A 17,951-nucleotide genomic window follows, 5' to 3' on the forward strand; every position below is an offset into this window, starting at 1 on the left:
GATGGCATTTTGGGGAAGAGAACGCTGGCTCGCTGAAGGCGGGACAGGCATCGGTGATTGCCCGGTTAAACCTTGGAATGTGGATAGGGTCGAGGCCGCAGGTTACAGGCTCTCAGTTGGGCATGAACACTTTGTAAACAACGACGGCTCGTCCACCGTGGCAAAGCTTGAACATGAGGATACCTTTGTTGTTAAGCCAGGACAGTTCGCATTCATTCTGACCAAAGAAAAGGTTTCTATTTCCAAATCCGCTATTGGCTTTATTTCGATTAGAGCCTCAATAAAATTCAAAGGTTTGGTGAATGTATCAGGGTTTCAGGTTGATCCAGGTTTTTCAGGAAACCTCGTATTTGCTGTGTTTAATGCGGGTCCTCGACACATAAACCTACGTGAAGGCCAAGAAATTTTCTCACTTTGGATTGCGGATCTCGACAAAACGGTAAGTGACGAGTTCGAAGGCACGGGGAAAATACCGAACAAATTGGATAAAATCCCGATTGACGTTGTCAACGATATCGCTGGCGATGCTATGACTGCCTACCAGTTATCGGATCGCCTGGCGAAGGTGGAAGATTACAATCGAACGATCAAATTATGGGTTACTCGCGTGTTCTATGCCTTAGTGCTTATCGGCACGTTGTTAGGTGCGGCATACAAAGATGACTTGGAAAAGTTGATTTCAACAGGTGGTAAATCAACCATTGAACAACAGGATGCCCCAGCGCTTGAGGGACCTCAGAAGGATGTTGGTGAAGGAGCAGCTGGCCAAGATGGGTAGGATTGAAGCTTTTGTAGAGAAGCTGGCCGACGTTAGTTTGCCAAATGTCTTTAACCCTTATCGGGACAAGTGCCCAATTTTTGATGTAGATGATGCACCAAGTATACGAAGAGCAAACTTGCTGAATCTACTTGAAGCAGCTCGAGATCAAAGCGTAATTTCGATTTGGGTAGCTCGTGACCTTGGTTATCGAGGAGGTCGGCGAACTGGCTTGGCGCTAACCGATGAATATCATCTACCGTTAATGGCTTCAATTTTTGGAGATATTGAGCTACGGCGCTCGACTTTTGGTCCTCCTGTAAAGGAGCGAACGGCGACAACGATTTGGAATGTCGTCGAGCGCGTTGCGGACCCAATATTCATGTGGAATGCGTTCCCCTTTCATCCACACTTACCCGATGAACCAATGTCTAATCGTTGCCACCGGCGATCAGAAAGGCAAAAACTAGACTGGGTTCTCAATGAAATTCTAGACTTGCTGAAGCCGAAAAGTGTGTACTCAATAGGCGGCGATGCCAAGAAGTGTTTGAGCACAATGGGATTGAAGACTACTGCATTTCGCCATCCCAGCTATGGGGGACAGACTGAATTCATCACTCAAGTTGAACGAGCCTACAACCTACAGCCTTGCTCGATTTCAAAGACTTTTGGAACACGGCAATTGGAGCTTCTTTAGTCAGTATTCACAACTTCATCTTTGATGATTTTGTTGCTGCCGGAAGAATAACGAGCACCGCTTAATCTAAAGTCGAACGGGTCACCGAGTACTGTATTCAGCGTCCCTTGTGTCGCAGTCTCGAACCAATTCAATAGCGCTGCTGCTGCTGCTTCGCTAAATACGCGGTGGCCGCGACCGTTGCTGTAACCGGTTTTTTCGAGAACATTCGCTGGCACCTCTAGCGCATTTTCTCCAAAGTAAGCAAAGTGTTCCGAAGCCAATACGACGTTGGCTCTCGTGTCTTTCTCAATGTTTGATTGGTTTGGCGACCCATCGGGAAAGCTGTGGTGAGAGTCCTCTTGGTGCCATGGGGTGCTTTCATTTGTTCGCGAATAGATGTTGTCACCAAGCATCATTACTCGGCTACCATTGCGAATAGGACGCTTAGCTACGAAACGAAGGTCGCTCCAGTACTCATCGAACGACAGCGTCTCAGTTATCCGCATACCGTAGACGCAGCGGCCAGTTGCCTTCAGACGACTTCCGCCCATTCCAAAGACCCAATCACCGATCTGAGCTGTTGCTCTAAGGCGATCCATACAACACGCCAAGGTACAGACGCCGTGGAATGGGTTCGGCGCAAACCCAAAGTCTCTAGCGACGACATAAACATATACTTTCGAAATTTTATCTACCTCTTAGCACTGTGAATTCGACGAGCTATGTACAGGTGCCCTAAGGTCCCCACCTGGGGTTTCAAATCGATTAGAACGCCCCTCGACAGCATTGGAAATGCTTTTCGAGTTCCACTTTACTAGGGCGTGCCCATATTCATTTAGTGCCTTGGGAACGTTGGCCTCTGTGCCCCCGTGGAGATAGACGCCGACAATGCGCTTGCCCTGCCGGTTAGCTTGTTCAATCTCCCAGTTCACCCACGGGCGGCTGTGCGTCTTGGGTCCAACCAACACTACAACAGTTGAAGCCCATGACATCTTCATTCGCAAAAGCCTTTTGATTGTCGCGTCTTTCACCCGACCTTGTTCCATTCGCCGTTCGTTGGCGGGCCTCATTCGCACGGACGAATTGCGCACATCATACCCGTTTTTGTTCATGAGACTGGTGAATTTATCTACATGAGCATCATCCCCGTGATGGTGGCTGATGAAAAGGTGGTTTCGTTTCGACATGCATCAACTCAGAAGTAGGATCTAGAAACTTACATATTCCCTGCTAGAAACGATGGGGATTTAGACCTCAAGTTTAAGGTTACCCTGGCCAAATATGCTGCTTAAAGGTGTTTCTGGCAACTTGAGATCAAGTCTTGCTCATGATCCTTGCTATGGCAACAAGAACAATGATGAGTGGGCCATAGAATAACCAAACAGACCAGCTAAAGACCCCCGAAAATACGCGATGTCCCGCAGTCCAGCTAGGAGAGATTAGGAAATCAGGCCTTTCGCTCAAGCTAGATTTTCTGACAGAATTGAACTGGTCTCTAAACGCTCGCTCGAGGCGCAAGTAATGCGCGTCCAATATGCCAAAAATCAGGACAAGCGGTATTGTATAGTAGAGAACTTCTGGCTTCTGTATTGCCGTCGCCAAACCGATAATTGCTGCAGAAATCGTCATGCAATAGTTTTTTATGCTAGCGCTGCTCTCTGCCATACGTGCGATCACGTTCTGCAGCATCTCGAGATGTTTCATATGCATCTCAACATATCCTTCTTGGGTCTCGTTGCTCATCTTTCCTCCTAAACTCTTCCACTCTGACACAGAAAATCATTTCGATACATGTACTTATGTGTTTACATTATTTTTGTGCTCTTTCCAAAGTGAGTGTTTCACCGACCAACAGATGCCGTTCGTCCACGTTCAGTTCTTTTATCAAGCACTGTTGATTGTCACTGAGCTTTGACCCACCCTCAGTTATGCGTCATTGCTTATGACGCGGTCAATGTTTTGGGCTCTTTCCCTGTTTTCTTTGCTGCCTCCCAACTGGTCTTGAACCGGTAGCTGTCGTGGCGAGTTACGTTGGGTAGCGGAAAGATAGTGGCCTCGATCATAGATGACCTTGCCGGGCTTGCGATGGGATCGATCAATAAACCGCGCATGCTCGCACACCGTTTGCCCCCCAACGACGATGACCAGCCGTTCGGGGTACACGTGTAAGCTCGTCCGACGGTTAGCAAAGCTGGCAGGCGCAGTAGCGATTGCGTTCGAAAGTGATCTGGAATGTTGATGACACGCGCTTACCGTGTTCGATAAAGCCATCGAATGCTGGCGACAGTGCCATCAGTATGGGCTTCTCGGCCTCCCACGCGTCAGAAATGGAACCTGGCAAAGCCTTGCGCGGTGTCTCTGCCCAAAGCGCGATACAGTGATCGTCGAACCATTAGTTCAGTTCTTCCAAATCGGCGAAGGCTGGCTTGAGCTACCACATGTGGCTATGTGCGTCTTGAACGTTCTTCTCAACCTGACCTTTCTTACGACTCGCAGCGGGATTGCAGAACTCAGGCCCAAAGACAAGGTGGCTGGTCATGTGCCCCTCGCCTTCACCTTTAACCTTGATGCCGGCGCTGTCCACGAGCAGGTAGAGCGGCCACTTGGAGCCTCGATGCGGCACAACGACGTCCGAGGTTTCCTGGCGGTCCCACTAAGTTGGAACAGTCAGGCACGGACCCGTCCAAGCCGGAAAGCTTCAGCAGGCTCGCAACGAACCCTTTTGTCTGGCGGAGTGGCAGGCGAAGGACGACCTTGAACGTGGGGAGACCTTGATCACAACATCAATAAAGGACTGCCGCGCCCGCGCCGTCCGGACGCACCACCTCCCACAAGATCGAGTGGCCGAACCAGAAGATCAACGAACCGCGCTGCCTCAAGGCATGATTGTTGCTGTGCCAGTTGGTGGGTTTGTCAGTTGTCTTCGGACCTCTGCTCATTCTGCTCAGCTAGCATGCTGGATTCGCGAGATGAAACCCTCTGAGTTTGCGCAACACGCCATCTCAGAAGCCCGCTGGGGGCGGCCTGTAACACTGTACCGCTATGCTTTTTTCACAGGCAACGCTTCCTCCAGATCTGACACGAACTCCTTCATCGAGACGCCCAAGCCCCCACACAGGCCTCTCAATGTTGAGAGACTGGGCTGGTGTTGACGGCTCTCCAAAAGGGAAATGTACCTCATGCTCACACCAGCGCGGTGGGCCAGCTCTTCTTGAGAAAGCCCAAGTGCGTTGCGCTTTTTGCGCAGCGTTTTTGCAAACGCTTCCAGTAGAATTTCGTCGGTTTCCGCCATGCCACAACATGGCGACTTGTTCTCGCCTGCATCTATGAAGTATACTGTGAATTATGAAGTATACTGTGGATATCGAGACCCGCCGAGGTTTCGATCATCCGGAAAAGAAATTCTAAACCTGATAGGTAAGTCATGAGCACAAGCGCCCAACGACGCGTTGGATTACCGACCATTTTCAACTGGAACAGCCCGATCAATCGCACGCAGTACTTGCTACAAAACATCCTGATGTTGTTTGTCTTGTTCACGTGTCAGTTGATGGTTTTCGTCGGCACTACGAGAAGCGGCACAGCGCCATCCGTCCAGGCCTTTACGGGCATCATGACGCCGTTGGTCTTGTTATTCGGCCAAGCGGCAGTCTCTCGCCGCCTCGTTGACTTGGAGATGTCCCGCTGGTGGATGTTGGGACAGATTGTTCCATTCCTGAATTTGTATCTTCTGTGCCTTCTGTTCGCGGGAAGAGGAAAATCAGCCAGATCAAAATCGTCACAGTCATCCGAACAAGCGGCGATCAACGAGGGCCATGAACTATGACGTGTAACACGACGCAGGATGTATGGTCTGCTTTGGCCATTAAGGTATGGGAGGCTGATCGTTGTTGAATCGATTTTCTGTAAGAAGTCTTTGGGCCGCTATTCTGGTCGCTGGGTTCGTGGGTTTCGGAACATCAGGAGCAACTGCTCAAGAGCGTCCTCTTCGCGACAGCTATGTTCGTATGGAGGTAAGCGACCGACACAATGTACAAAGCTTTCTCGCGACAAAAGGGCTCTACAATACTGATGTTGACGGCCTGTGGGGCAATGCGACCGAGGAGGCAGTGCAAAAGCTTAAGTTACTATACCCTGAACGTTACGAACGCTTTGATGTAACAACCAGTGAAGGTGCCGCGGCTTTTCTGCATAGAATTGCCGTTGATTTCATTGAGGAATATCCAGAAGGGGGATACGAAGGGGAGAGCGTGGACGGTGATAGAGTTTCGCCCGTTCCATCTGGAGATGCGAACCAAGCACGCGCCCTAGAAGCTCGCTGCGAAGGCTACGCATCTTTCGCAGGGCTATGTTGGCAGCTTTCCAAAAGTGAAATGATGATTGTAATGAACAATCGAGGGTACAGTTGTAAGGCCGTACCGCCTGATAGCAATCAATTTCTAATAGCGGCCTCAGGTGGCGGCATCCCGGTTCCTGAGTTTGTATGCGTAGATAGTAGCACAGGCGGTGGGATTGCTATTTATGCAAATAGGTTGGTTTTTGATTGTGACATTTTCAATGTTTGTCCGTATCGCACTGATGAAATCGCACAAATTATCGTTGATGAAGGCCACTTAGCACAAATGGACTATGTTGTTGATTTTTCCAACAGTGGAGAACCGCTTGAGCGTTATTGCGGTCGAACCTATTATGGACAGGAAATTTGTGTGGGTGTTGAGATTTATTTCACTTTGTCAAAGTTGCGAGGCATCTCTCTCGCAAGAGGTGCGCTTGGGAGACCCGGCGTCAACTTCGACTAACCATTTCACTGAAGCACCCCGGTTGTTCCGGAGACTACTGAGTTAATATTCCAAGCTGCGATCTTGTTAGGACATGTTGACAAAAGGGATTCACACTGGGGCTTCGACGTGATTCAAGCTGGTATCTGCTATGGAGATCAGCTTGCCCCGAAACCTGATGAGCGACGACGAGTGGTCGCTGTTTGAATACTTCATTCTTGCGATCCGAGCCCGGAATGGGCGCAAGCCTACCAACCATCGCCTTGTACTGGATGGGATATTCTGGATTGCACGCACCGGATCACCTTGGCGAGATTTGCCCGAAGAGTTTGGCAAATGGTCCAGTGTTTACCGCCAATTCCGGCGCTGGACGTTGGCTGGGCTGTGGGAGGACATACTCGAAGCCTTGAACCAAAGCGGGGCCGTTCCAAACGCTCTCCAAATGATCGACAGCACTGTTATTCGCGCGCATCATCAAGCAGCGGGCGCAAAAGGGGGACTCCGAGACAGGGTTTTGGCCGTTCAAGAGGTGGCTTCACGACCAAGATCCACCTCCGCGTCAACGCGCACGGGTTGCCCATGAGAACAGACATCACACCGGGGCAAACTTCGGACTACCTTGGTTTTGATCTCGTCATGTCTGATAATCTGCCTGAGCCGAAAGTGCTACTGGCAGATCGGGGCTATGATGCTGATCGCATTCGGAAAAACATGAATGAACGTGATATCCTGACCCAAATTCCGATGCGAAAGACCCGCAAGATGCGCGTCGGCGTGGATCATGGGCTGTATCGATTGAGAAACCTGGTCGAACGGTGTTTCAATAAGCTCAAGAACGCCCGCCGCGTTGCTACCCGGTATGACAAAACTGCAGAAAGTTACCTCGGGTTCATCGACATCACATCCATCCGGCTCTGGGTGCGCCATTTGTCAACATGACCTAGGTTTCAAGGCTTATTCGTCCTTCTCCTCTGCTTCGATTGGTTTGATGTAGCCGAGCGACTCAAGCAGGCGCTCCTTGTTGAACCAATCGGTCCATTGCAGTGATGTTTCCCAATCGACCTGACACAACCTCGAAGAGGCACGCGCAATGATCATTCAGAAGCGTGACAACGCCATTCGGGCAAAGTGGTACAACAACTGCATGCGCAGCGCGTATTTTTGACCGAACGGCCCGAAGAGGGCGCGGCGGGCTTTGTATTTTTCAGTCGCCAAAGCTCACGTCTGGAGAACCTGCGTCAGCCGCGCCCCCACAGGAGATTGCATCGCCCACTCGACCAGCAGGTTTCCCGTTCACAAAAACTGATCCTGAGCCCCCCGACAAACTCCGCCCGTGAGCCGGAGCCGGGCAAACACCACACCCATGGTCTGCATAGGCATCACCTTGTCGAACGACCGCGATGCCGTTGACGTAAACATCAGGAGAGGCTCCGGTCGATGGGGTCGGAGGAAAGTGGCATCCATGACCGGAGCCGATGTCGCCTAGTCGAGTTGCTTTGGGCATTTTCAGTATTCGGGTCTTGTATAATCAGTATTATTAAGTAGACTCATTCTTGCCTTATCCGCTTCAACAACCTTCCAATACTCATAGTTCCCAGTTTGTGATTCCATAACTGCCACCATTGAATCAATAAACATATTCAAGCACTCTAGAAGGGTTTGATCCATCAAAATTATGAAAATTTCCAACTCTTCATTTCGGCACCCCAACCTCTTCGATTTTATAGCAATGTTGTGAGATCGTATTAAGGCATCGTAAAACTCATCATCATTCCGCGCGTATCGCAAGTCATTTGATGCGGCACTCATATCAGCTTCGAGTTGCCGTATCTCAGCATGAAGATTGCGTGCATTCGAGCTATCTTCGCCAAACCAGACATTGTTTGCCTCACGAATGTCTGCGCCACAAGACATAACTGCAGAAGATATGCGCCGAGCCAAATCAGCGCCTGCGAGTCTCATAAAACTGGAACCAATATCTGGTTCATCTTGCCCAGTCGCAATAGCGGCAAGGATATCTGTCAATCCCATATTGTCCAAGTTTCCGTACTTATCGAAGTGCTTCTCAGCCAATCGAACGACAGCACCGGTGCAAGTAATAAGAAAAAGAGGAGGGAAAAAAGCAAAAAATTTCGGGACGCCACGATCAGGAACCAAGAAACTTAATCCGACGCGGTTCATAAGGATTTGAATAAATGCAGTTGTCACCGCCCCACCAGCTAGTCGACCTACAAACCCAGCAAAGTTCCGCATAACTGTATGATTGAGAAATGCGCTAAGCAATACAGCTCGTTTTAACGATCCACTAGGTGTGCCATCACCAGTAACAGCTGCATTAACTGCCTGTATTGTCTTTGTATTTCGATCCTTCGCTTCCGGGCCTAGTATGTTTGCCCATGCGCCGACTCCATAAAGAAACCATCGTATATCGTCGGGATATGAGATAAACCCACGGCCAAACTGTGCTAGGGCTTCTGTCGTCGTTAATTGACTGACAAAATCTGTCCAGACTTCAGAATGTGTGCGTCCATAAATGGCGAGTTTTTCCACGGAACCAGATACAACTTCTGCAAAATCCACATCCCCCTCTCTGACCAGAACAGGCGCACCGAAAAGACTCGGAGTCCCCGTTTCATAAGTTCCATCTTCAGAGATATAACCGTCTTGCATAAATCACCTTCAACGAATTCTTTTGTATAGAAACTTTCGATATAGCGGCCTCAATAAAGTTACTCCGACTACGCGTGAGATAAAAAATAGCAAAGTAATAACTATTAACCCCAAACCTAACGTTAGAACTATAGCCGCAACATTGGGTGCTATCCAATCCGTTAGCGACATCCGGTTTTGCGCCAGTGCTAATACGTTCTTCCTCAGTCGATACCTCGCGCCACAGTTGCTGCAAGTCACCATATTGTGAATTTTAGGTATGCTCTTTCCATCATAATCAGAGATTGCGGGAAGAGTGTAGGAGGAACAAACTCTGCACCTATTCAATGCGTATCGGCCAGACATTAGTTCAAATCAATCCGTGAGCCACGAACCGAAACTTCGCCGTGTGCGGTGAGTTTCATATCGCCGTTTGATGTCAAATTCATATTGCCCTTCGCCTCCAAGTCCATAGTCCCACGTGTTTTGAGAGCGAGCTTTTCCGCATAAATCGTTGCCGTACCATCGGAACGCAAAGTGATTTTGGCAGCGCCAACAGTCAACGTTAGCGTCTTGGCACTATTTAGAAGTGTGGAATTTGCATCAACAGAAAACTTTCGTGGAGTATTTATTTGAAACCCACCGTTGGCCACTTGAGATGAAACGCCCTTTATCGAACGGTTTTCCGCCCCAAGTATGTTCAATACTCTATTTTGCCCTGCCTTTACTGACAAGTTGCCCTCAACATCAACCAACATGTTCCCTGTACCTGGTGATTGTAGAGCTTCCCGGAACGCCCCATAGAGATCCGACAACCCGTCGAAGGTTGCTTGAGCTTTTTCCGATGTATTACGAGCTGCTGGATTTGCGGACACCTCTATGGAGTAGCCACCTCCAATGCTTACCATCTCATCATCCCCAACACGGCGCAGTGACGTTCGTGCAATGCTTTCCAGATTGTTGCGGTCCGTTTGAGAAGTGCGATTGTGCTTGGTTTTTATGTTTAGATCTTTTTGAGCCCGCAAGAAGACTTCTTCGCTACGCGTTTGATCTTCAAATCTAAATTCATTGAAGCCGTTGTAGTTACTCTGATGACTGTCCGTTCTAAACGTAGATCGTGTCTTATGCTTGGGCAGTTCATAAGGCGGCTTGTTTCTGCCGTTATACACACAGCCAGTCACGATCGGCTTGTCGGGATCCCCGCGAAGATGCTCGACAATGACCTCCATGCCGATCCGAGGGATGACCATGCCACCCCAACCCTTCGACGCCCAGTTCTGGCTCACTCGAACGCGCATGGTGTGCGCGCCATCGAGATCCCAGTGAAAGCGGCATAAAATGCGACCGTGTTCGTCACAATCGATCTCGCCTTCGCCGACCACAACCGCGGTTTCTGGTCCCTGTACGCGCGGCCCGACCGCGCGGCGCTCCGGGCGAAACGGCGCATCATCAGGTGTCAGCACATATGCACCTTCATAGGGCGCATCATCCGCTCCCGCGCTCCCGGACCCATAGGCCTGCGCCCTGAACTGATGGGTGGCCTTGAGGCATACGAATGTGCGCCCCGTCGCATTGGGAACATCATCCCCGGCCAGTGTGACGCGCCAGCCCGCGCCGAGGGAGACTACATCGCCCTCAGCCCGGTGGCGCGGGGCCTGACCGCGCTCCGCTTCCAGACGGCGCGACACCACACCCCGGCCTTCGCCTTGGTTGAGGTAATCGCCGGGCCAGTCATAACTTTCGATATCGCCGCTTGGATGAGACGCATCAGAGAGCTGGTCCACTTCCTGCGCCGATGTGGGTATCTTGAAGTTATACTCCGTCAGCCGCACTGCGCCGGTGGTGATCCGCTCGGTCGCGGACCAATGGCGGAAATGCTCCTCCTCGTTCCGGTGGTATCCGGCGACACCGAAATACGGGCGCGAGGATCCCGGAACCTCGGGCAGGCTGATCGCCGCATCGGTGAGCAAGAGCGTGTGTGATCCCGCCTCATGCCGCCACGACCATGTAATGCCAAAGCGCTCTAGCTGGCGGCGGATAAAGTCAGCATCGCTTTCGCCGTATTGGACGGTGTATTCCAGCACCGGGTAATCATCCATCACCCGCACTTCGAGGTGTGGGTTGCCCAATGCTGCGTAAGAACTAAGCACCTCCTGCACAATCTCGATGACGGTTTTGTTGTGGAAGATCCGCATGTTGCGCCGCAGGCTGGCCACATGTAGCCACGGACGCAATGTCAGGTCATAGCGAAACCCGTTCTCGAAGGCCCCGCGTTGCTCGGCTTCGCAGACGATCCCGTCAAAGGCCCGCACACCCTGAGCATGATTGATTTCAACGGTGGCATGGGTTCCGAGAAGGGCGCTGAGGTCGAGGGTGTTCTGGGTTGAGAGCGCTTCAACTCGCCACTCGAAATCCCCCGAAAGCTCCTCCGTGCCATCCATCCGCAACAGAACAAGCGCGTCGGATCCCAGCACAGTCGTCAGACGCCCAAGCCGGGCATCCTGAGTAAATACATTCATAAAACACAACCCTTGAAGTTGAGCGAGAGCATATCTGCCTCGCCTTAGGGATCAAGGGCGGCAAATCCCTACCTGTGGGGAAAATCACAATGGTGCAATCACATCGGAGTGATACTACGACACCGATCACCGTTGCAGGTTGGGCAACCCGCGCGTGAAGCACAGCTGCTACTTAATAGCTGCGCCAATAGCTTGGCCAATGACATTCGCAGCCTTAAGCGCTGGGTCGGCGTCAACATGTGCGTAGCGCGCTGTTGTTTGCGTTTGTGTGTGTCCTAGCAAGCGCCCAATGATGGGCAGCGCAACGCCTTGGCCAACGGCAATGCTTGCCGCAGTGTGACGCAAGTCATGAATGCGTATGTTCTCAAGCTCTGCCTCTTCGCAGATCAGCTTCCAAGGCTTAGACAAATTGACGATGGCTTTGTCTGCTTTTGCACCTGGAAACACAAATTTGGACGATTGGTGCCGTGTCGTGATCTTCTGGTTTTCGAGTACGGTAATCGCCTCATCGCTCAAGAACAGTGGCTTTGCACCTGTCTTGCTGTCGGGAAGAGCGATGATACGGCGTTCCCAATCAATCCAGTTCCATTCGCAGTTTGAGATTTCACTGCGCCGTGCACCAACAAGCAACAGTAGGCGAAACAGGTTTGCCATATCAGGCCAGAGAAGCCCCAAGTCGACAAGGTTTGTCAGAGCGGCACCAAGTCTTTCCAGTTCTTCCGTTGACAGGTAACGCTCACGCTTACCTTCACGATGGCGGGTTACATATCGGCATGGGTTGGTGCCCTGATCCCGCCATTCCCAGATTTCTGCAAGGGTCATCATCTTCGACAGAACAGCGATTGAACGGTTGGCTTGGTAGGGCGTATCACTCATAGACCTGTGCAAGCGGTCGACATCCGCACGTGCGATATCAGCAACGCGCCGCTTGCCGAGTGCTGGTTCCAGAATGTTCTTCCAGAGCGAACGATAATCTCTGATCGTCGCAGGCTTGAGCCGCTTCATGTCAGACTCTTCGAAGCGATCCCAGAGGTCGACAAGCGAAGGGGCTTTACGTTTCTTGATCTTGTCGCTTTGCGGGTCCTCTCCCCGCGCGACCATGGCCGCACATTCCAAAGCGATGTTACGGGCTGTTTCCAGTGGGATTGCGCCATAGTTGCCAATCGTCATCCAGCGCGTTTGGGCGCGCCGCCCGCCTCCGTGAGTACGATACTTATATATGTAGCGTTTTTGGCCTGATTGTAGGACTTTCACGCCAAACCCAGCTAAGCTGTCATCCCAAAGGTAGGTCGGTTTAGCGGGGTCATACTCAGCTGTATCAATTCTGCGTTTGGTTAGTTTCATTGGAAGCCTTTGACTCTTCGCAATGCGCTGTAGCAACCACCCAGCTACCACCGTGCATGCCATTGTGTGTCAAAACAAAGTACATTAGGCCGCCAGCCCTTCAAGCATTAACAAGCAAAATCAATATGTTATGGTGCATTATGGTGCTGTATAGCAAAGCGTGTAAGAGCACTAATTTCAAACTTTTAATCAGTGGGTCGCAGGTTCGAATCCTGCACGGCTCACCACTCTTTTCAATGGGTTAGCGAAATCGCAGCTTCCCATTTTTTGCTTATAGCAACCACCTAGCTACCACCTTGCATGAAAAAATGTGGTGCCCTGTGGTATTCCGTGTTTTGAGCAGCAGGTAAATTAAGCGGCTTTATCATAGGCTTGTCAGGTTCTTGAGTGCGTCGAGGCAGCGCACGGCTCACCGAATTTACGTTAGTTGCGAACTAGCAGACCTGTGGATAGAAATGTCCTTGCATCGCCGGGAGAAGCCTCATGGGTCAGTCAGATCAAGCGCTCGATCACCTCAATGTATTGCTACAAGCCCTGCCTGTCGAAAACATGCCTATGTCGCTTAGCGAACTTGACGGCTACGTGACCGGCATTCTTGCCTGCAGCGACATTATCGCGCCCTCGGAATGGTTGCCTCATATTTGGGGCGTGACCGGCGAACCAGACTTCCCTAACCAGAAGGCCGCCGACGAAACGATCAATGCGGTAATGGCTCATTACAATTCGGTGGCAGAGGCTATGACTCGTTCGCTTTGGATCGAGCCAATCTACGAGGTTGACCCGAACAGCGATGAAACGTTGTGGGAACCTTGGGTTGATGGTTTCGCTCGCGCCATGGGCCTAAGGCCGGAAGCTTGGGAACGCCTTCTCGATCATGCCGACGAAGAGACGCGGACTACGATGATCTTTTTAATAGCTCTGCACGACATCTACACTGGTCAGAGTAAGTTCACGGATGAAGAGATCGATCAACTCGACCTCGAAGCTCCCGACCTAATTCCGAACTGCGTGGCCACGATCTTGCACCAATCACGTCCTGAACTCTCCCAGCCGGAGGCTGCAGACCTTCCCGGCATGCCGTTCAAAGCTGGATCTCGGCTTGGTCGAAATGATCCATGTTCTTGTGGATCGAACCGTAAGCACAAACAGTGTTGCGGTCGGAACTGACTGGTTACTTGCGCTCAAAGCAAGCACTCGCAGAATGGGGGCCGACATCTTTGGGGGTGAGGAACTGGCGAACGGCGCGATCAGTCACGGACCCGCCCATGAGGGACGGGTAGACTACACGCCCAGACCGGATACGTGGACTACAACGGAAAACTACTCTACCTGACCTTCGCTGCGCAGGACATGAACTCACACAATTGGGGCAAAGCAATCGTCAGATTTGAGGCATATTTTCCCAGGACAGGCGCATGAATTTGCCTGATATTTTCTGCAAATCAGCGCGGTTCAAAAGACGTCCGGATACTTCGAAAGTATCACTGATTTTTACAACAAGTAGTCTGTTGAAGTGCCTGTCAAGACGTACGCTGGTCTTCTCCTTGTTGTTGGTGGGCGCTATGGTTTTGATCTCCACGAAATCGTTGCCCAATTTGCCGTCGGAGCCTTGGGCATAATTCTTGTGAAGCTTGATGCCATACATGATCGCACCGAACAGCTCGCCAATGTCACCATAGACGTTCAGATGCTTGCCTGTTTCGAAAAAATAGGATTCAGCAAGCGTCAGCAAATCTCCAAAGTATGGAACCAGTGCCAGATCCGCGTTTGGATATTTGTGGCGTAGTGCCGCTTCCCGCTCCAGTTCGGCAAGGCGGCTATACCGCACTTCTTCAGGATCGATAATACTATCCCAAGCCAACCATTCGCCGTCTATCCAGAACGCATTGTCAGGGCCAAGGGTATCAGCGATGGTGACAATCACGTCACTCTGATGCATCAATTTCGCAACACTTCAGAAAGCGGACGTAGAGACAGCCTGTTCAACAGTTACTTTACGTAAATCTTGGCTAAATCATATTAACTAAAATTTAATATGTCCCACAACGCGTTTGAGCCACGCGGAGATGCCAATGCCATTTTTCTATGTGTATAGTCCTGACGATTTCGTAGGCGGCCTACCTTCTGAGAGCACCAATGCGACCTCAGGGTGGAACTCTCTGACGCTGAAACCAGGAGCAACACCAACTCTCATTGAGATGGTCGACGACGATGGCAACTTCGATGAAGTCGATGCGAGTCAGGTTTTGGCAGGTGATATCAACCTTGATGGTACCACCTACGCCGCCGGTTCGCCCGTACATTCGGCCTATGACCTGATCAACAGCAGTAGCGGCCTTAAGGTGACGTCACTCCATTTCACAGGTGACGGAAATAATGGTGGCCCTGTCCATGGCTTGATCGCTACAGAAGAGTTACTGCCGGGCACAACGTATACGTTTGATATCAACCGAACATCGCACCTAAAAAGCAACCCTAGCAGCGAGTATGTCGCGTGCTTCACTCCGGGCGCGCGCATTGAAACGCAAAATGGCGCGGTGCGCGTTGAGGCCTTGCAGCCGGGTGACATGATTGCCACCAGAGATCGCGGATATCAGCCCTTGCGGCTCCTGCTGCGCACATATGTTTCCAGAGAACGGCTTGTTACTCACCCCAACCTGAGACCAATACGCATAGCTGCGGGCGCTCTTGGCTTGGGCCTACCAACACGCGACCTGCTCGTCTCACCTCAGCATCGTTTCTTGACCATCTCCCCCATTGCCAAGCGCATGTTCAGCAGAGAGGACATTCTTGTGTCGGCCAAACGGCTGACGGCGCTTCCCGGAATTTTTGTGCAAGACAGTGATGACCCGGTTACATATTTACATTTTGTGATGGATCAACATGAAGTGATCTTTGCAGACGGAACCCCAACAGAGAGCTTCTATTGCGGGCCAATGGCAGTGCATCTGTTGGATGAAGCCGCCCGCGTCGAGATCGACGCGTTGTTTCCCGGCTTGACTACATCTTCTGAGATTCCAAAACCTGCTCGAAAAATTCCCTGCGGCAGCCAGCAGAAAAAACTGATCGAGCGACACAAAAAAAACCGCAAAGCACTCCTCAACTACGCATTCTGATTGAGGGCAACAGGCTATGGCTTGCCCCTTCTTTCAGATCTACAGGTAAACACAGTTGGCGCTTCAACTGCGGATCACCAACATTGCTCTTGGCGCACGAGCACATCTCCCTTTAGTGCATTCATCCTTGATGGTGGGTCAGGTATCGATTTCATCTTGATTGATCTGCGGGCAGCGGGTAGATCAGCTTTCGCTTCGCCTCAATAGCTCAGCTGGTAGAGCAGGTCCTTCGTAAGGACAAGGTCGGGGGTTCGAGTCCCTCTTGAGGCACCACCCACTCTTTTGATGGTGGTCAATCTTTCTCAAATATCTGCAAAATATGGATTGTCGGTAAGGTCGTGCGACTGCCGCTTGCCTATGAAGCGTAAAAATGCGCATGTTGTTACGCATATTTTCCGCATTTAGAGCGTGGTGCGTAATTCATGGCGACGTTTCGCAAAACCAAGACGGGCTGGCGGGCCGAGGTGGCAAGAGCAGGCGTGCGCGCCAGCAAGGTTTTCCCCTCCAAAAGAGAAGCGCAAGATTGGGCCAGCCGCAAGGAATATGAGATCCTGAACGGGTCGAAGATTTCCGCCAAGATGAAGCTGCGCGATCTCTTTGAGCGTTACGCCCGTGAGGTGAGCTCGAAGAAGCGCGGCTACAAGTGGGAAGCGCTCCGCTTGAACCGGTGGGGCCAATCTGATCTTGGCGATAAGATCCTCTCCGAACTCTCGCCGGCAGATTTCGCCGCGTGGCGTGATGCCCGATTGCAAAAGGTTGCGCCCTCGACAGTGCGGAGGGAAATGACTCTCATGGGGTCTGTGTTCTCCGTGGCTCGGAGGGAGTGGGGATTGATGGGAGATTCACCTCTGACCGATGTGCGCAAGCCGCAAGAGTCAGCTGCGCGGGATCGCTTGCCAACGAACGCGGAACTGGAGCGCCTTGAACTTTCTGCGGGGAATGATCTCAACAATGCGACTGCACGGGCATTTCATGCATTCTTGTTTGCTGGAGAAACCGCAATGCGCGCCGGGGAAATCGTCGACATGAGTTGGGAACACATCGACCTCGAGCGCCGGGTTGTGGATCTGCCTATGACCAAGAACGGAACCTCACGACAGGTTCCGCTTTCACGCCGCGCGGTGGAACTGCTGGAGCGGCTGCCAGAATCTGATCCGGTATTCGCGCTCGACTCTCGGCAACTGGACGTATTGTGGCGTAAGGTGAGGGATCGAGCTGCGGTTGAGGGGCTGACGTTTCACGACTCACGACATTGGGCGATCACAATGCTCGCCAAGAAGCTCGATGTGATGGATCTGGCGCGGATGGTTGGACATCGAAACGTAAATCAACTTTTGACCTACTACAACGAGAGCGCCGAAGACCTAGCGAAGCGGCTTGATCACTGATCAACGGTTGTTTCATCGGTCAAACATCGTGAGAAGCTAACGGTTGTGGTCACAAGCAATCGACATCTGTGTACACTCCAACTGGTAATCCTGATATTTACGAGTACTGGATGAGCACCGATGCTACTTCTTGTTCAATGGTCAGCTCAGCGTAGAAAGTGAGCTTTGCAAAGTCGGAGCGGCCAGCAAGGCTCAGGAGTTTGACCGGTCTAGAGCGGAACTTGGCCCTGTCGCAAGATAACCGCAAGTGCAGTCCGCATAGCGGACGTTTGCCACCGTTATTTTCCCGAGTGACGGATGGACGTAATCAGCCTCCGCTGAGACATGCATTCTTCAACTGCATACATTCTTGTCACCTACTGGCCAGTCGGCATGAGACTGTGCGCGGCAAGCACTGCGGGTTCGAACCATCTGGTTGAAAGCGACCATCCGCTCTAAGACTGTCGAAGTCTCGGAGCAGCTCCGGATCATGGTGTACCCACTTGCATTGGCACAACTTGTGGTGTTGGGTGGTGCTGTATTTGGAGGAAGTTATGGAAAATTGGGCGTTCGACATTGGTAGCTTCATTGCTGGCATATTAGGTGGTGGAGTTGTTGGTTCTCTTGTCACGCTGTCATTCACCAAAAAAATGCGTTCCGATGGAAACGGCAATGCTGTTGATCAGTCTGGCGCTAAAGCCGGAGGCGATATCGTCGGTCGAGACAAGAAAGGCTGACGGGT

At 51.4% G+C, this 17,951-nt stretch carries 17 protein-coding genes, 1 tRNA gene and 2 pseudogenes; 10 read left to right on the forward strand and 10 right to left on the reverse strand.

The genetic code is table 11. The features are described from left to right. The first annotated feature begins 1 nt into the window (after position 1). Together K529_RS14030 and K529_RS23095 are read left to right on the forward strand one after the other, a co-directional pair. Entirely contained in the window at positions 2-778 is a 777-nt protein-coding gene (locus K529_RS14030; protein WP_005619543.1) for a dCTP deaminase domain-containing protein, read from the forward strand. Then, positions 744-1,454 (forward strand): uracil-DNA glycosylase, encoded by a 711-nt coding sequence (locus tag K529_RS23095; RefSeq protein WP_005619541.1) that lies wholly within the window; start codon positions 744-746, stop codon positions 1,452-1,454. Before K529_RS14030 ends, K529_RS23095 begins: the two co-directional genes overlap by 35 nt. Here K529_RS23095 and K529_RS14035 read toward each other — a convergent pair. From K529_RS14035 to K529_RS14055, 5 genes and pseudogenes are all read right to left on the reverse strand, one after another. Further along, a complete protein-coding gene (locus K529_RS14035) occupies positions 1,451-2,122 on the reverse strand; it encodes an Nmad2 family putative nucleotide modification protein (RefSeq protein WP_040642149.1) in 672 nt (223 codons plus the stop codon). The two genes, K529_RS23095 and K529_RS14035, sit on opposite strands and share 4 nt — an antisense overlap. A 12-nt stretch (positions 2,123-2,134) precedes the next feature. Continuing rightward, positions 2,135-2,623, reverse strand: a complete 489-nt coding sequence (locus tag K529_RS24055) for a TIR domain-containing protein (RefSeq protein WP_005619536.1) — start codon at positions 2,621-2,623, stop codon at positions 2,135-2,137. A 127-nt stretch (positions 2,624-2,750) separates the two neighbouring features. Then, on the reverse strand, positions 2,751-3,179 hold the full coding sequence (locus K529_RS14045; protein ID WP_005619533.1) for a hypothetical protein: 429 nt from the start codon (positions 3,177-3,179) through the stop codon (positions 2,751-2,753). Between the two features lie 784 nt (positions 3,180-3,963). After that, a pseudogene (locus K529_RS24060) lies at positions 3,964-4,375 on the reverse strand (transposase); the annotation flags it as partial. A gap of 101 nt (positions 4,376-4,476) precedes the next feature. Next, the gene (locus K529_RS14055) at positions 4,477-4,728 is read right to left on the reverse strand and encodes a helix-turn-helix domain-containing protein (RefSeq protein WP_005619529.1); all 252 of its coding nucleotides are present in this window, start codon (positions 4,726-4,728) and stop codon (positions 4,477-4,479) included. Positions 4,729-4,860: 132 nt separating this feature from the next. On the opposite strand from K529_RS14055, the gene K529_RS14060 reads away from it, so the two are divergent. From K529_RS14060 to K529_RS23105, 3 genes and pseudogenes are all read left to right on the forward strand, one after another. Beyond that, entirely contained in the window at positions 4,861-5,262 is a 402-nt protein-coding gene (locus K529_RS14060) for a DUF805 domain-containing protein (RefSeq protein WP_005619527.1), read from the forward strand. 61 nt (positions 5,263-5,323) lie between these two features. Beyond that, positions 5,324-6,235: a peptidoglycan-binding domain-containing protein gene (locus tag K529_RS14065; RefSeq protein ID WP_131664960.1), complete on the forward strand. Its 912-nt coding sequence runs from the start codon at positions 5,324-5,326 to the stop codon at positions 6,233-6,235. Between the two features lie 157 nt (positions 6,236-6,392). Then, positions 6,393-7,153, forward strand: a pseudogene (locus K529_RS23105) (IS5 family transposase). Between the two features lie 265 nt (positions 7,154-7,418). On the opposite strand, the gene K529_RS23110 reads toward K529_RS23105, so the two are convergent. The 4 genes from K529_RS23110 to K529_RS14090 form a co-directional block, all read right to left on the reverse strand. After that, a complete protein-coding gene (locus K529_RS23110; RefSeq protein WP_005620366.1) occupies positions 7,419-7,718 on the reverse strand; it encodes a PAAR domain-containing protein in 300 nt (99 codons plus the stop codon). A 2-nt stretch (positions 7,719-7,720) separates the two neighbouring features. Then, positions 7,721-8,884 carry a hypothetical protein gene (locus K529_RS23490; RefSeq protein WP_005620364.1) on the reverse strand — a complete coding sequence of 388 codons (1,164 nt, stop codon included), beginning with the start codon at positions 8,882-8,884 and terminating at the stop codon, positions 7,721-7,723. A gap of 344 nt (positions 8,885-9,228) precedes the next feature. After that, the gene (locus tag K529_RS14085; protein WP_052699558.1) at positions 9,229-11,382 is read right to left on the reverse strand and encodes a type VI secretion system Vgr family protein; all 2,154 of its coding nucleotides are present in this window, start codon (positions 11,380-11,382) and stop codon (positions 9,229-9,231) included. A gap of 168 nt (positions 11,383-11,550) precedes the next feature. Then, positions 11,551-12,726, reverse strand: coding sequence for a tyrosine-type recombinase/integrase (locus tag K529_RS14090; RefSeq protein ID WP_040641282.1), 1,176 nt, complete (start codon positions 12,724-12,726; stop codon positions 11,551-11,553). 483 nt (positions 12,727-13,209) lie between these two features. Here K529_RS14090 and K529_RS14095 point away from each other — a divergent pair, with 483 nt between their 5' ends. Then, entirely contained in the window at positions 13,210-13,893 is a 684-nt protein-coding gene (locus K529_RS14095; RefSeq protein ID WP_005608770.1) for a UPF0149 family protein, read from the forward strand. A 214-nt stretch (positions 13,894-14,107) separates the two neighbouring features. Here K529_RS14095 and K529_RS14100 read toward each other — a convergent pair whose 3' ends face one another. Further along, entirely contained in the window at positions 14,108-14,650 is a 543-nt protein-coding gene (locus tag K529_RS14100; protein WP_227512348.1) for a hypothetical protein, read from the reverse strand. A 148-nt stretch (positions 14,651-14,798) separates the two neighbouring features. Here K529_RS14100 and K529_RS14105 point away from each other — a divergent pair, with 148 nt between their 5' ends. From K529_RS14105 to K529_RS14120, 4 genes are all read left to right on the forward strand, one after another. Next, the gene (locus tag K529_RS14105; protein WP_040641283.1) at positions 14,799-15,842 is read left to right on the forward strand and encodes a Hint domain-containing protein; all 1,044 of its coding nucleotides are present in this window, start codon (positions 14,799-14,801) and stop codon (positions 15,840-15,842) included. A gap of 197 nt (positions 15,843-16,039) precedes the next feature. Then, positions 16,040-16,115, forward strand: a tRNA-Thr gene (locus tag K529_RS14110). Between the two features lie 149 nt (positions 16,116-16,264). After that, positions 16,265-17,230, forward strand: coding sequence for a tyrosine-type recombinase/integrase (locus K529_RS14115; RefSeq protein ID WP_005628341.1), 966 nt, complete (start codon positions 16,265-16,267; stop codon positions 17,228-17,230). A 533-nt stretch (positions 17,231-17,763) separates the two neighbouring features. Then, complete coding sequence (locus K529_RS14120; protein WP_005628339.1) at positions 17,764-17,946, forward strand: hypothetical protein; 183 nt, start codon at positions 17,764-17,766, stop codon at positions 17,944-17,946. Positions 17,947-17,951 lie beyond the last annotated feature (5 nt).

The organism is Tritonibacter mobilis F1926 (assembly GCF_000376545.2).
GTDB classification, from domain to species: domain Bacteria; phylum Pseudomonadota; class Alphaproteobacteria; order Rhodobacterales; family Rhodobacteraceae; genus Epibacterium; species Epibacterium mobile.

Bases quoted from the DNA above. Each gene is read 5' to 3' on its own strand.
- K529_RS23110 (WP_005620366.1), bottom strand. From the start codon at position 7,718: ATGCCCAAAGCAACTCGACTAGGCGACATCGGCTCCGGTCATGGATGC.
- K529_RS14060 (WP_005619527.1), top strand. From the start codon at position 4,861: ATGAGCACAAGCGCCCAACGACGCGTTGGATTACCGACCATTTTCAAC.
- K529_RS14030 (WP_005619543.1), top strand. From the start codon at position 2: ATGGCATTTTGGGGAAGAGAACGCTGGCTCGCTGAAGGCGGGACAGGC.
- K529_RS14085 (WP_052699558.1), bottom strand. From the start codon at position 11,382: ATGAATGTATTTACTCAGGATGCCCGGCTTGGGCGTCTGACGACTGTG.
- K529_RS14090 (WP_040641282.1), bottom strand. From the start codon at position 12,726: ATGAAACTAACCAAACGCAGAATTGATACAGCTGAGTATGACCCCGCT.
- K529_RS23490 (WP_005620364.1), bottom strand. From the start codon at position 8,884: ATGCAAGACGGTTATATCTCTGAAGATGGAACTTATGAAACGGGGACT.
- K529_RS14120 (WP_005628339.1), top strand. From the start codon at position 17,764: ATGGAAAATTGGGCGTTCGACATTGGTAGCTTCATTGCTGGCATATTA.
- K529_RS14095 (WP_005608770.1), top strand. From the start codon at position 13,210: ATGGGTCAGTCAGATCAAGCGCTCGATCACCTCAATGTATTGCTACAA.
- K529_RS14115 (WP_005628341.1), top strand. From the start codon at position 16,265: ATGGCGACGTTTCGCAAAACCAAGACGGGCTGGCGGGCCGAGGTGGCA.
- K529_RS23095 (WP_005619541.1), top strand. From the start codon at position 744: ATGTTGGTGAAGGAGCAGCTGGCCAAGATGGGTAGGATTGAAGCTTTT.
- K529_RS14105 (WP_040641283.1), top strand. From the start codon at position 14,799: ATGCCATTTTTCTATGTGTATAGTCCTGACGATTTCGTAGGCGGCCTA.
- K529_RS24055 (WP_005619536.1), bottom strand. From the start codon at position 2,623: ATGTCGAAACGAAACCACCTTTTCATCAGCCACCATCACGGGGATGAT.
- K529_RS14045 (WP_005619533.1), bottom strand. From the start codon at position 3,179: ATGAGCAACGAGACCCAAGAAGGATATGTTGAGATGCATATGAAACAT.
- K529_RS14055 (WP_005619529.1), bottom strand. From the start codon at position 4,728: ATGGCGGAAACCGACGAAATTCTACTGGAAGCGTTTGCAAAAACGCTG.